Here is a 13,127-nt window from a genome sequence, read left to right on the forward strand (position 1 = left end):
GCCCTCACATCCAACCGCTGGACCAATGCATGCACGACAACCTCAAGGACTACCCCCAGGTCCGCCAACTGGCCATCCGCTCGCTGTTCGAGATCATCGAGCAATCCAGCGAAGGCACGGTGATCGTCGACCGCCAGGCGCGCATCGTCTGGATGAACGAGCGCTATGCCCGCCGCTTCGGCCTGGAGGACGCCGCCAGCGCCATCGGCAAACCGTGCGAGGCGGTGATCCCCGGCAGCCTCATGCGTGAGGTGGTGAGCAACGGCAAGCCGATCCTGCTGGACATGCTCGACACACCGAACGAACCGCTGGTGGTGATGCGCCTGCCGATCCACGACGACCAGGGCGCGCTGATCGGCGCCATTGGCTTCGCCCTGTTCGACGAGCTGCGCAGCCTGTCGCCGCTGCTCAAGCGCTTCGCCAGCATGCAGCAGGAACTGGCCTCGACCCGCTCGCAGCTGCGCGCGCGCCAAGCCCGCTACAGCTTCGCCCAGTTCGTCGGCAGTAGCCCCGCCTGCCTCGAGGCCAAGCGCCGCGCCCGGCGTGGGGCCGGCAGCGACTCGCCGGTGCTGTTGCTGGGCGAGACCGGCACCGGCAAGGAACTGCTGGCCCACGCCATTCATGCCGCCTCGGCCCGCGCGCACAAAGCCTTCGTCAGCATCAACAGCGCGGCGATCCCCGAGGCACTGCTCGAGGCCGAGTTCTTCGGCACCGCCCCAGGCGCCTTCACCGGCGCCGACCGCAAGGGCCGCAACGGCAAGCTGCAACTGGCCGAGGGCGGCACGCTGTTTCTCGACGAGATCGGCGACATGCCGCTGACCCTGCAAAGCAAACTGCTGCGCGTATTGCAGGAGAAGGAATACGAGCCGGTGGGCAGCAACCAGATGCTGCGCAGCGACGTGCGGATCATCGCCGCCACCTCCATCGACCTGCAGGCGGCCATGGCCAGGGGGGCGTTCCGCGCCGACCTGTACTACCGGCTGAACGTGCTGCCGGTGCAGGTGCCACCGCTGCGCGAACGCCTGGAGGACCTGCCGGCGCTGTGCGAGGCGATCCTCGTCGAACTGGGCAGCCAGTACGAGCTGGAGGCCGAGGCCCAGGCGTTGTTGGGGCGCCATGCCTGGCCGGGGAATATCCGTGAGCTGCGCAACGTACTGGAGCGGGCGACCCTGCTGGCGGACCAGCCGCGACTGGGCGTGCATGACCTGGCGAACGCGCTGGGGCCGTTGAGCCCGGTGGCATTGGCCGCACCAGCGCTGGATTACCGCCAGGCGTGCGCCCAGTTCGAGCGCGGATTGATTGTCGATGCCTTGGCGCGCAGCGCCGGAAATGTGCCGGAGGCGGCGCAGGCATTGGGCCTGGGACGGTCGACGCTGTACAAGAAGATGGCGGCGCTGGAAATCGAGTCTCAATAATGAGACGTTCATCTCTTTTATGAGATGGCCACCATGGCTTCGCCCTTGATCGCCGGCAAGCGGGTCCCACAGGGGCATACCGCGATCAACTGTGGGATCCGGCTTGCCGGCGATGGCCGCGGCGCGGTCCCACTTTCTCAAATCAGAGACACTGAATTTCAGGGCAACAAGAAAAACCCATAATTTCAATGACTTAAGAACTTGGCACGATTTCCGCTAACTGCATTCCAACCATAAAAACAACAGTTGGAGATCCCCTTAGGATGACCGTGCTCATCGCCCTGGCCGCCCTGGCCCTGCTGATGCTCGCTGCCTACCGCGGCTACAGCGTGATCCTCTTCGCCCCCATCGCCGCCCTCGGCGCGGTGCTGCTCACCGACCCCGCCGCCGTGGCCCCGGCCTTCACCGGAGTGTTCATGGAGAAAATGGTCGGCTTCATCAAGCTCTACTTCCCGGTGTTCCTGCTCGGCGCGGTGTTCGGCAAGCTGATCGAGCTGTCGGGCTTTTCGCGTTCGATCGTCGCCGCCGCCATCCGCTTGCTCGGCACCCGCCAGGCAATGCTGGTGATCGTGTTGGTCTGCGCCCTGCTCACCTACGGCGGCGTGTCGCTGTTCGTGGTGGTGTTCGCGGTGTACCCGTTCGCCGCCGAGATGTTCCGCCAGAGCGACATCCCCAAGCGGCTGATCCCGGCGACCATCGCCCTGGGCGCGTTCTCCTTCACCATGGACGCCCTGCCCGGCACTCCACAGATCCAGAACATCATCCCCAGCACTTTCTTCAACACCACCGCGTGGGCCGCGCCCTGGCTGGGCCTGATCGGCACATTGTTCGTGTTCTGCACCGGCATGCTCTACCTGCAACGCCAGCGCAACAAGGCCCAGCGCAAGGGGGAAGGCTATGGCAGCAACCTGCGCAACGAACCGGAGACCGCCGACGACATCGCCCTGCCCAATCCCTGGCTGGCCTTGGCGCCGCTGCTTCTGGTAGGCGTGATGAACCTGCTGTTCACCCACTGGATCCCGCAGTGGTACGGCACCAGCCACACCCTGCAACTGCCGGGCATGGCCGCGCCGGTGCAGAGCGACGTGGCCAAGCTGACGGCGATCTGGGCGGTGCAGGCAGCATTGCTGGTGGGCATCCTGATGGTGCTGATCTGCGCCTTCGGCACCATTCGCCAGCGCCTGGCCGAAGGCACCAAGAGCGCGGTCAGCGGCGCCCTGCTGGCGGCAATGAACACGGCGTCGGAATACGGCTTCGGCGCCGTGATCGCTTCGCTGCCTGGCTTCCTGGTGCTGGCCGACGCCCTGCGCGGCATCCCCAACCCGCTGGTCAACGAAGCCATCACCGTCACCCTGCTGGCCGGCATCACCGGCTCCGCCTCCGGCGGCATGAGCATCGCCCTGGCCGCCATGAGCGACAGTTTCATCGCCGCCGCCAACGCCGCCAACATCCCGCTGGAGGTGCTGCACCGGGTCGCCGCCATGGCCAGCGGCGGCATGGACACCCTGCCGCACAATGGCGCGGTGATCACCTTGCTGGCGGTCACCGGGCTGACCCACCGCGAAGCCTACAAGGACATTTTCGGTATTACCCTGATCAAGACCCTGGCCGTGTTCGTGGTCATCGCCACGTTCTACGCCACCGGCATCGTATGAAGGAGAAAGGCATGACGCTCAAAGGCAAGACCGCACTGGTCACCGGTTCCACCAGCGGCATCGGCTTGGGAATAGCCCAGGTGCTGGCCGAGGCCGGCGCTAACATCCTGCTCAACGGTTTCGGCGACCCGGCCGCGGCCATCGCCGAGATCAGGCGGTTCGGGGTCAAGGTCGCCCATCATCCCGCCGACTTGTCCGAGGTGGCGCAAATCGAGCAGATGTTCGCCCTGGCCGAGCGCGAGTTCGGCACGGTCGACATCCTCGTCAACAATGCCGGCATCCAGCATGTGGCGCCGGTCGAGCAGTTTCCGGTGGAGGCCTGGGACAAGATCATCGCCCTGAACCTCTCGGCGGTGTTCCATGGCAGCCGCCTGGTGTTGCCAGGCATGCGAGCGCGCGGCTGGGGGCGGATCGTCAATATCGCCTCGGTGCACGGCCTGGTGGGCTCCACCGGCAAGGCCGCCTACGTGGCCGCCAAGCATGGCGTGGTCGGCCTGACCAAGGTGATCGGCCTGGAGACCGCCACCAGCAACGTCACCTGCAACGCCATCTGCCCGGGGTGGGTACTGACACCGCTGGTGCAGAAACAGATCGATGACCGCGCCGCCAGCGATGGCGATGCACAGCAGGCGCAACACGACCTGCTGGCTGAGAAGCAGCCCTCCCTGGCCTTCGTCACGCCCCGGCACCTGGGCGAACTGGTACTGTTCCTGTGCAGCGAGGCCGGCAGCCAGGTCCGTGGCGCCGCCTGGAACGTCGATGGCGGCTGGCTCGCCCAGTAAAGACTAGAGTGGAACAAGACAAACCCGCTCCTGTACAGGAGCGGGCTCGCACCGCGATAAGACGCTCATCCCTGACCGAGACTCCCGGCATGAACGACGTACTCTGGCGCCCCACCACCACCCAGATCGAAGCCAGCCGGATGGATGCCTTCCGTCGTCGCGTCAACCGGCGCTTCAACCTTCAGCTCGACGACTACGCCGCCCTGCACCGCTGGAGCGTCGAGCAGCGCCCGCAGTTCTGGCAGACACTCGCCGAGTACTTCCATGTGCAGTGGCACACGCCGCCTTCAAGCATCCTCGAGGAAGGCGAACACATGGCCGACGCACGCTGGTTCCGCGGCGCCACCCTGAATTTCGCCGAACATCTGCTGCAGCGCCGCGACGACCGCCCGGCCATGGTGGCCGTGCGCGAGGACGGCAGCCGCCACAGCCTCACCCACAATCAACTGGCTGCGCAGGTCGCCGGCTTGCAACAGGCTTTTCGCCAGGCCGGGATCGCGCCGGGCGATCGTATCGCCGCAGTCATGCCCAACTCCTGGGAAACCCTGGTAGCCATGCTCGCCGCCACCAGCCTCGGCGCGGTCTGGTCCAGCTGCTCGCCGGACTTTGGCAGCCACGGCATCATCGATCGCTTTGGCCAGATCGCCCCCCGGCTGCTGGTGGTTTGCGCCGGTTATCAATATGCCGGCAAGGTCATCGACCAGGTCGAGAAGATCAACCAGGTCGTGGCCCAGCTACCGAGCGTCGAGCAGTTGCTGGTGGTGCCGCATACCCGGCCGCAGACCCGCGCCGATGAGTTCACCGGCAAGCCGACGACCCTGTGGGCCGACTACTTCACGCCCGGCGGTACGCCGACCTTCGCCGCGCTGCCCTTCGACCATCCGCTCTATATCCTGTATTCCAGCGGCACCACCGGCGTGCCCAAGTGCATCGTCCACCGCGCTGGCGGCGTACTGTTGCAGCACCTCAAGGAGCACGGCCTGCACAACGACCTCAAGGCCGACGATGTGCTGTTCTACTACACCACCTGTGGCTGGATGATGTGGAACTGGCTGGCCAGCGGGCTGGCGGTCGGCGCCACCCTGGTGCTGTATGACGGCTCGCCGTTTCACCCCGGGCCCGAGCGTTTGCTCGACCTGATCGACGCAGAAGGCATCCGCGCCTTCGGCACCAGCCCCAAGTACCTCGCCGCCCTGGAGCAGGCCGCTGTGGAGCCTGCGAAATCCCATGGCCTGGGCAGCCTGCGCCTGATCCTTTGCACCGGCTCGCCGCTGTCGCCCCACAGCTACGACTATGTCTACGCCAAGGTAAAGGCCGACGTATGCCTGGCCTCGATGTCCGGTGGCACCGATATCGTCGCCTGCTTCGTGGCCGGTAACCCGCTACTGCCGGTGCGCCGTGGCGAGATCGCTGGCAAGGCCCTGGGCATGGCGGTGGAAGTCTGGGACGGACAGCGCCAGCCGATCAGCGGCGCGAAAGGTGAGCTGGTCTGCGTGCATCCCTTCCCCTCCATGCCGCTCGGTTTCTGGGGCGACGCTGATGGCCAGCGCTACCACGACGCGTACTTCAGCCAGTTCGAAGGGGTCTGGTGCCAGGGCGACTACGCCGAGCAGGTGCCTGGCAGCGGGCTGATCATCCATGGCCGCTCCGACGCCGTGCTCAATCCCGGCGGCGTGCGTATCGGCACCGCCGAGATCTACCGCCAGGTGGAAAAGGTCGGGGAGGTACTGGAAAGCGTGGCCATCGGCCAGGACTGGCATGACGATGTGCGCGTGGTGCTGTTCGTGCGCCTGCGCGACGGTCTGCAGCTCGACGAAGCGCTCAGCCTGCGTATCCGCCAGGTGATTCGCCAGTACGCCACGCCGCGTCATGTGCCGGCGGTGATCGTCCAGGTCAGCGACATCCCGCGCACCCTCAGCGGCAAGCTGGTGGAGCTGGCGATCCGCGACGTGGTGCATGGCCGGCCGGTGAAGAACACCGACGCCCTGGCCAACCCCGAGGCGCTGCAGCAGTTCCGTGACCGCCCGGAGTTACGCTGATGGCGACATCAGGCATAATGTCGCCCTTTTACCCCGAAGCACAGGTAACCCCATGAAAGCCCAAGCCCGCCACATCCTGGTCAAGACCGCTGACGAAGCCGAAAAGCTCAAGCAGCGCATCGCCAACGGCGAGGCTTTCGACGTGCTGGCGAAGAAATTTTCCACCTGCCCGTCCGGCAAGCGCGGCGGCGACCTGGGTGAAATACGTCCCGGCCAGATGGTCGGCGCCATCGACCAGGTGATCTTCAAGAAGCCCCTGCGCGTGGTCCACGGACCGATCAAGAGCAAGTTCGGCTATCACCTTGTGCAGACTTTCTATCGCGACTGAGCCTCGCTCTCGCGCCGTCTCTGCAACAACGAAGGCGATTGCTCGCCACTGGCGACCACGCGCTCCAAACCCTCCTGCACAGCAAGGCTGGCACTCTCCATTTCGGCCACAGCCTTGAGCATCGCTGTCGTATCGCCGCTGGCATGGGCATCGATGGCGTCGAATGCGCAGCGGTGCACAGCGGCATGGGGCGCGTCGATCTCCTTGTACCCGGCAAGGTGCGCATAGTGCAGGGCCCCGTCTCCCTCGCGATACCACTTGCCCAGGCGGCAGTGGGTATGGTCGGTAAAGTCCGAGCTGCGCTCCTGCGAGACCCCGAACAACACCTTGTAGACGCGGAACTTGTAGATCAGGTGATCGAGCTTGGCCAGCTCGCAGAAGCTGCGCAGCGCCGACACCGATGCCGATCCTTCGGCCACCGTCGACATGTCGAGCAACTGGCGCATGGTACTGGCCGCGGACTGGCCAACACCGCTGTATGACGACGAATGCTCGGCCAGGCTGGCGATATGCCCACGGCTTTGCGCACTGTCGGCACGAATCGCCGAGACCAGCGTGCCGATCTCGGCAGTGGCGTCTGCGGTGCGCCTGGCCAGGGTCCTGACCTCATCGGCCACCACGGCAAAGCCGCGCCCGGCATCTCCCGCCCGCGCCGCCTCGATGGCCGCGTTCAACGCGAGCAAATTGGTCTGGTCCGCTACCTCGCGGATGATCTCCAGCACACCGCCGACCTGCTGGGCCTGATGATCGAGCCTGCCGACCTTCTCCGACGCTTCGCCGGAGGCATCGGCCAGTTGCTCGAGATTGGTCGCGATCGCGTCGATACTGGCCTGGTTGCTGCTGGCGATACCCTGGATGCGGATGGCGTACTGCCGTTCCTGCTCCATGCTGTGGGCGAGGCTGGCGAACGAGGTCTGGGTCATTTCCAGGGAATGCGAGAACGCCGAGAGGTTGCCGGCCAGGTGCCCGAGCACCTGGTTCTCTCGCGCCAGTTCCTCAGCCCTCGATTCCGCCTCGCGGGCGCGCTGCTCCAACGCCGCCAACTGTGAACGGGAATGCTCCAGGGCGACGTTCAGCTCCTTGATCTGCGGGTCTTGCCGACCTGCCTTGCTCCACCACTTCACACCACGCTCCCGGGATAGACCCACCGCTTGTCACCCGGCGAAAAAGCTCCGGGCAGAAACATGGAAAGGTCTCAGCAAGCGCAAAGCGCGGCAATACTCAGCTGCGAGGGAAAACAGCGGATCAGCGACGGGCCGCCAGCAGGCCAAGCCCCGCGCACCCCAGCAGCGAGGCGCTAACCCGGTTGAACATGCGCCGTGGCCCGGGCCGTTCGAACCAGCGCTGCAGGTAGGCACCAAGTCCGGCATAGATGGCGATGGCCGCCCACTCCAGCAACAGGAACAACACGCCCAAGCGCAGGAACTGCTCGCTGACCGGGGTGGCGCTGCCAACCGTGACGAACTGCGGCAGGAAGGCGGTGAAGATCAGGATGGCCTTGGGATTGCCCGCCGCCACCCAGAACTCCTGGCGCGCCAGCTTCCATGTGCCGCGAGGCTGCTCGCCGGCCACCACCGCCTCGCCGACCGGTGCCCGCCACAGCTGCCAGGCGATATAGAACAGATACCCCGCACCCAGCACCTTGATCGCCAGGAACAGGTACTCGCTGGTGTGCAGCACGGCGGCCAGGCCCATCGCGGCCAGGGCGATCATGCCGCTGAAGGCGAGCAGGCGCCCGGCACCGGCCACGCAGGCAGTACGCAGGCCGTAGCGGCTGGCATTGTGCAGTGACAGCAGGTTGTTGGGGCCCGGCGCCATGTTCAGGGCGAAACAGGCGGGGATGAACAGCAGCAGGCTTGACAGGTCCATTAAGGTTCTCCGGCAGGGACCGGCGCAGCGTCGCGCTTGACGGGCAGGCCCGTCAAGCACAGTGGCGCGGCAAATGGCCGGAACAGCGGCCAGGCGCTAGACTGGCGCCTTCCGCCCATCCTCAGGTTCCTCGCCATGCCCCGCCCGAGCAGCGAAATCTGGTACGACCCGGCCTTGCCGTACGTCGAGAGCCGGCGCGCCTGCCATAGCCGCGCCTGCTACAAGGCCCACAGCCACCCCAGCTTTTCCATCGGCGCAGTGGATGCAGGCAGCAGCCGCTTCACCGGCGCCGCCCGCGGTGAGGAGCGCTTGACGCCGGGTACCCTGGTGTTCGTGCCGGCGCAGCGGGTGCATGCCTGCAACCCGCAACCGGGACAGGCCTGGAGCTACCAGATGCTGCACCTGGATGCCGAGTGGCTGCGTAAGCTACGCCTCGAATCCGGCGTTGCCGCAGGCGAGCCCGGTGCCGTGGCCCGGGTCACTCGCTCGCAAGCGCTGTACCAGCAGTTCTGCGCGCTGAACAGGTTGCTGTTCTCACCGGCGGCAACCTTCGAGAAAGAGGCGGCGTTGGTAGCCTTCATCGGCGAACATGATTTCTCCATGCACCCAGCCTTGCTGCCGGCGCCACCCTTGCCACCGTCGACACTGCGCGAACTGTTGGACCACGCCCAGGAGCAGGACCTGGCCGAACTGAGCCTGGAGCGCCTGGCGCGCCAGGCCGACATGGGGCGCTACCAATTAATACGGGCGTTCAGCGTCGCTACCGGCATGACCCCTCACGCCTGCCTGCTCAACGCGCGGGTGAACAAGGCCCGGAGTCTGTTGCGCCAGGGGCAGGCGCTGGCGGAGGTGGCCTATAACCTGGGTTTTGCCGATCAGAGCCACTTCCAGCGGGTGTTCAAGGCGCATGTCGGGGTGACACCCGGGGCCTACCGGGCGGCACTGAAGCACTGACATCACCGCACAGCGGCCCCCTGCAATAATCTTCAATACTCCACCCATCACCAGCAACAGACTGCGGCTACCTCCACCAGGAAGCCCGCCCCATGCAATTGTTCATGCTCGTCGCCACCGCCCACTTCCTCGCCCTGCTCTCCCCCGGCCCGGACTTTTTCCTGGTCGCCCGCACCTCGGCCAACGCCGGCTGGCGGCTCGCCAGTGGCGCCTGTGCCGGGATCGCCCTGGCCAGCGGCGTGTTCATCTGTGCGGCGTTTACCGGGGTGTCCTTTTTGCGCGATGGCAGCCCCCTGTTCGTAACCCTGCAACTGGCGGGCTGTGGCTACCTGCTCTATCTCGGCCAACTGTTCCTGCGCCATGCCGGGCAAGCCACCCTGACGCACGGCGAACCTGGCGCGGCATCGTCTGCCCGTGGCTGGCTGAACAGTTTGGGCATGGGCTTCGCCTCGGGCATCCTCAACCCGAAGAACGCACTGTTCTATGCAAGCCTCGCGAGCATGATCGCCAACAGCGGCACCTGGGCCAAGCTGGGCTATGGCATCTGGATGTTCGGCATCGTCCTGGCCTGGGATCTGGTGGTTGCCGTGGCCATCGGCAACCCGCGGGTGCTGCGCCGCTTCGCCCGCGCACTGCCCTGGCTCGAGCGTGCCTCGGGCTTGATGTTGATCCTGCTGGCCGGCGCTGTTCTCACGCACCTGGCCTGGCGCTGAGCGGCTCAAGGCCGTCCAGTTCGAGCAGGCTGAAGTGACCGCGGCTCCAGCCGCCGGTGTCCAGGTGCCAGACGTTGCCCAGCACCTTGATCTCCAGCACCGGTGTATGGCCGACCAGCAAGGCGCGCAGGCCCTTGACCGGGCGGCTGTCGCCCTCCTTGAGGCGCCGGCGCGACCACTGGCACACCTCGCGCACCTGCAGGTCATCCCCGGCCAGCAGGCTCGCACACAGCTGGGGCCAGTCGTCGAATGGGCTGTCGGCATGCAGCAAGCCGACCGGTCCGCCCGACGTGTCGACCTGCAAGGCGATCGGCAGGCGTTCGAACACCTCGACGAAACGCACCTGCTCGGCCTTTGGCAAATCGAGGAACCATCCGCCGCCGGCAGCCCGGTACATGTCCAGGTCGACCCGGCCACCGCGCAGGTGGTTGACCGCCAGCGACTCATGGTTGCCCTGCACCGCATGGAACCAGGGCTCGGCCAGCCATTGCAGCGCCTGTGCGCTGCCCGGCCCGCGGTCGACCAGGTCGCCGACGCTGAACAGCCGATCGACCACCGGATCGAAACCAACGGCCTCCAGACAGTCACGCAGGCGCTCGAAATGCCCATGGATATCGCCCACGGCCAAGTCACGGCCACGGCTGTTGGCGGCGATCCGCCTGAACGCACTCATTGCATCATTCCTCTGCTTCTGCCCGGCACCGGCGTAAAATAGGCGGCTAAACCGCCCGAACCCGGAGGTGCAACATGCGAACCACCCTGGCCAGTTGCCTGCTGATGGTGCTGGCACTAGACAGCATGGCACAGGGCGCCTCGACCGCGCAGGTCGAGGTGCGTTTCGACCACCCCGAGAAATTCCGCGATGCCAGCCTCGACAACCGGGCCTACACCCGCGGCGCCGACCCGCAGGTGATGAAAGCCCTCACCCAGCACCTGCAGAAACTCGGCCAGCGCTACCTGCGGCCTGGCCAGCAACTGGTCATCGACATCCGCGACATCGACCTGGCCGGCCAGTTCGAACCCTGGCACAGCCAGGCCTACGATGTGCGCTTCATGCGCGAAGTCACCTGGCCCAGCATCGAACTCGACTACACCCTGCAACAGCCCGGCCAGCCCGCGCTCAAGGCCCAGGAGCACCTGAGCGACAAGATGTACCTCAGCCGCCCCGGCCGCCTGGGCAACAACGACCGGCTGTATGCGGAGAAGGCCATGCTTGGCGACTGGTTCCGCCAGCGCTTCGCACAGCCGCCCTCTTGAGTGTCACCCCGCCAGGCGGCGCAGGGCGATGGGCGCGATCAGCCGATGGAACGGCGCCACCGGCAGCATGTACAGGCGGCCCAGCCGATTGTGCGTGCGCACCACGGTGCTCACCAGCACCTCGCAACGGCCCGCTGCCATCGGGCGTCGCATCAGGGCGATGTGCACGTCCAGGTGCTGGTCGCGGTCAACCAGCAGCACCTCATCCTCGGTATTGGCCACCAGGGTGAAAATCCCCACCCGCTCTCCGGGCTGGTAGCTGCCCGGGGCGCGGGCCGGGTCGATGGCGGTCAGGCGCCCCAGGTCCTTGAGGCCGAGCAGCGCGACCAGGCGGTTGCGCAGCACCATCAATGTGTCGATCCAGCCGGGCATGCTCGTCATCAGGCGCAGGAAGTGCGCCATGGCCGGCCGCCCGTCGTCCGCAATTTCAATTGCCCGACAATGGCGAAAACCCGCCTGCGCGGCATGCGTGGCGATCAGCGAGTCGGCGGGTATGGCGGCGGCGTGGGTCATTGCGTTTTCGTCCTTGAAATCGACACATCGGTACTGGGAGGGAACGGCCGTCGATTGTATCCTCGACAGCCGACGACATGCCAAGGACGGATGCTTCATGAAGATCTGCGCAGTACAGCTGGCTTTGAGCAAAGGCGATGTGGCCGCCAACATCGCGCTCCATCTGCGCGCCATCGAACAGGCCGCGGCCCTGGGCGCCGAACTGCTGGTGTTCCCCGAACTGTCCTTGACCGGCTACGAACCAACGCTGGCCCGGCAACTGGCCATGCCCGCCGACTCGCCGCAACTGGCACCGCTGCAAGCGGCGTGCGACCGCTTCGGCGTGACGGCGGCGGTCGGCCTGCCGATGCCGATCATGGCCGGCGTGCGCATCGGCATGCTGGTACTGCGCCCGAAGCTGGCGCCGCTGGTGTATGCCAAGCAGCGCCTGCATGACGACGAACTGGACTACTTCGTGCCCGGCAGCACCTCGCTGGTGTTCGCCGCCGGCAGCCACCAGGTGGCGCCGGCCATCTGCTATGAATCGATGTTCCTCGAGCACGCCGCGCACGCCCAGGCGCAGGGCGCCGACCTTTACCTGGTCAGCGTGGTCAAGACCGAGGAAGGCATCCGCGCAGGGGCTGCGCACTACCCGCAGGTTGCCCGGCGGCTGCGCATGCCGGTGATCATGAGCAACTGCGTCGGCCCCGCAGACCAGTACGTGGGGGCCGGGCAGTCCGCAGCCTGGGATGCCGAAGGCAACCTGCTGGCCTGCCTCGGTGATGCAGCGCCAGGCCTGGTGCTGCTCGACACGGCGACCGGCACTGCCCAGGCAGGGCCGCTGGAGCTGTGCGCATGAAGTATGCGCTAGTGATCCTGGCCAGCTATGCCAGTGTCTGGTACCTGGTGGGCACCCTGATTCGCGGGCGCCTGGCCGATATCGCCGAAGGCCTGCGCCATCGCCCGGACGCCCCGCCTGCGGGGCAGTATCTGCGCGAAGTCGAGGCCCACGCCCGCCGTGCCCACCGCCACTACAGCCTGTTTGCCGGCACAGTGCTGGCCCTGGTCTTAACGGTGTTTTGTGCCTGGCTCAGCTGACGCCTAGAAATCCAGCGCCAGGCTCTGGCGTCCCTCCAGCGCGAGCAGGTACTGCTTGGCCGGCAGGCCACCGGCGAAACCGGTGAGGCTGCCCGAGGCTCCGATCACCCGGTGGCAGGGCGCGATGATCGAGATTGGGTTGCGGCCGTTGGCCGCGCCCACCGCCCGAACCGCATCGGGCTTGCCGATTTGCCGGGCGATCTCGCCATAGCTGCGGGTCTCACCAAAGGGAATGCTCAACAGCGCCGCCCACACCTCACGCTGGAACGCGGTCCCGGCAAAGTCCAGGTCCAGCTCGAAGCGCTGGCGTTGCCCGGCGAAATACTCGCCCAGCTGGCGGGCGGTCTCGCGCAGCACGCCGTGCTGGTCGTCGCGGTGCAGCTCGCCCAGGCGCACCCGGTTCTCCCGCTCGTGCTCCCACAGCACGGCGGCCAGCCGCTCGCCCCGCGCCACCAGGGTCAGGGTGCCGACAGGCGATTGCATGAGGGTGAAGGCACAAGACATGGCAGGCTCCGGCAGGATGAC

The 13,127-nt window shown here is 66.4% G+C and carries 15 protein-coding genes and 1 pseudogene; 10 read left to right on the top strand and 6 right to left on the bottom strand.

The genetic code is table 11. From position 1 onward, the window contains the following. Positions 1-29 precede the first annotated feature (29 nt). The 5 genes from KHO27_RS09840 to KHO27_RS09860 all read left to right on the top strand — a co-directional run bounded on the left by KHO27_RS09840 (position 30) and on the right by KHO27_RS09860 (position 6,219). Positions 30-1,415 carry a sigma-54 interaction domain-containing protein gene (locus KHO27_RS09840; RefSeq protein WP_110701240.1) on the top strand — a complete coding sequence of 462 codons (1,386 nt, stop codon included), beginning with the start codon at positions 30-32 and terminating at the stop codon, positions 1,413-1,415. A gap of 263 nt (positions 1,416-1,678) precedes the next feature. Continuing rightward, on the top strand, positions 1,679-3,070 hold the full coding sequence (locus tag KHO27_RS09845) for a GntP family permease (protein WP_111532820.1): 1,392 nt from the start codon (positions 1,679-1,681) through the stop codon (positions 3,068-3,070). A gap of 11 nt (positions 3,071-3,081) precedes the next feature. Then, positions 3,082-3,852 (top strand): 3-hydroxybutyrate dehydrogenase, encoded by a 771-nt coding sequence (hbdH, locus tag KHO27_RS09850; protein WP_111532819.1) that lies wholly within the window; start codon positions 3,082-3,084, stop codon positions 3,850-3,852. 89 nt (positions 3,853-3,941) lie between these two features. Next, entirely contained in the window at positions 3,942-5,891 is a 1,950-nt protein-coding gene (locus KHO27_RS09855; RefSeq protein WP_214501702.1) for an acetoacetate--CoA ligase, read from the top strand. 52 nt (positions 5,892-5,943) lie between these two features. After that, entirely contained in the window at positions 5,944-6,219 is a 276-nt protein-coding gene (locus KHO27_RS09860) for a peptidylprolyl isomerase (protein ID WP_013972552.1), read from the top strand. Here KHO27_RS09860 and KHO27_RS26545 read toward each other — a convergent pair. From KHO27_RS26545 to KHO27_RS09870, 3 genes and pseudogenes are all read right to left on the bottom strand, one after another. Further along, entirely contained in the window at positions 6,207-6,665 is a 459-nt protein-coding gene (locus tag KHO27_RS26545; RefSeq protein WP_373682093.1) for a CZB domain-containing protein, read from the bottom strand. The genes KHO27_RS09860 and KHO27_RS26545 overlap by 13 nt on opposite strands. Positions 6,666-6,701: 36 nt before the next feature. Next, positions 6,702-6,941, bottom strand: a pseudogene (locus KHO27_RS26550) (methyl-accepting chemotaxis protein); the annotation flags it as partial. Between the two features lie 523 nt (positions 6,942-7,464). Further along, a complete protein-coding gene (locus KHO27_RS09870; protein ID WP_111532816.1) occupies positions 7,465-8,088 on the bottom strand; it encodes a LysE family translocator in 624 nt (207 codons plus the stop codon). Positions 8,089-8,223: 135 nt separating this feature from the next. On the opposite strand from KHO27_RS09870, the gene KHO27_RS09875 reads away from it, so the two are divergent. Further along, on the top strand, positions 8,224-9,042 hold the full coding sequence (locus KHO27_RS09875; RefSeq protein WP_110701256.1) for an AraC family transcriptional regulator: 819 nt from the start codon (positions 8,224-8,226) through the stop codon (positions 9,040-9,042). Positions 9,043-9,134: 92 nt separating this feature from the next. Then, positions 9,135-9,755: a LysE family translocator gene (locus KHO27_RS09880; protein ID WP_214501703.1), complete on the top strand. Its 621-nt coding sequence runs from the start codon at positions 9,135-9,137 to the stop codon at positions 9,753-9,755. On the opposite strand, the gene KHO27_RS09885 is transcribed toward KHO27_RS09880, so the two are convergent. Beyond that, a complete protein-coding gene (locus KHO27_RS09885; RefSeq protein ID WP_111532813.1) occupies positions 9,733-10,428 on the bottom strand; it encodes a metallophosphoesterase in 696 nt (231 codons plus the stop codon). The genes KHO27_RS09880 and KHO27_RS09885 overlap by 23 nt on opposite strands. Positions 10,429-10,502: 74 nt before the next feature. Here KHO27_RS09885 and KHO27_RS09890 point away from each other — a divergent pair, with 74 nt between their 5' ends. Continuing rightward, positions 10,503-11,012, top strand: coding sequence for a DUF3016 domain-containing protein (locus tag KHO27_RS09890; protein WP_214501704.1), 510 nt, complete (start codon positions 10,503-10,505; stop codon positions 11,010-11,012). 3 nt (positions 11,013-11,015) lie between these two features. Here the strand turns inward: KHO27_RS09890 and KHO27_RS09895 are convergent, their stop codons facing one another. Next, positions 11,016-11,525, bottom strand: a complete 510-nt coding sequence (locus KHO27_RS09895; protein WP_214501705.1) for a DUF2867 domain-containing protein — start codon at positions 11,523-11,525, stop codon at positions 11,016-11,018. A 97-nt stretch (positions 11,526-11,622) separates the two neighbouring features. On the opposite strand from KHO27_RS09895, the gene KHO27_RS09900 reads away from it, so the two are divergent. Together KHO27_RS09900 and KHO27_RS09905 are read left to right on the top strand one after the other, a co-directional pair. After that, on the top strand, positions 11,623-12,363 hold the full coding sequence (locus KHO27_RS09900; protein ID WP_214501706.1) for a carbon-nitrogen hydrolase family protein: 741 nt from the start codon (positions 11,623-11,625) through the stop codon (positions 12,361-12,363). Then, on the top strand, positions 12,360-12,602 hold the full coding sequence (locus tag KHO27_RS09905) for a hypothetical protein (RefSeq protein ID WP_038706186.1): 243 nt from the start codon (positions 12,360-12,362) through the stop codon (positions 12,600-12,602). The genes KHO27_RS09900 and KHO27_RS09905 overlap by 4 nt, the downstream gene beginning before the upstream one ends. A 3-nt stretch (positions 12,603-12,605) precedes the next feature. Here the strand turns inward: KHO27_RS09905 and KHO27_RS09910 are convergent, their stop codons facing one another. Then, a complete protein-coding gene (locus KHO27_RS09910; RefSeq protein ID WP_110701461.1) occupies positions 12,606-13,106 on the bottom strand; it encodes a methylated-DNA--[protein]-cysteine S-methyltransferase in 501 nt (166 codons plus the stop codon). Positions 13,107-13,127: the final 21 nt, after the last annotated feature.

The sequence above is a fragment of the Pseudomonas sp. RC3H12 genome (assembly GCF_018596375.1).
Taxonomy (GTDB): Bacteria; Pseudomonadota; Gammaproteobacteria; order Pseudomonadales; family Pseudomonadaceae; genus Aquipseudomonas.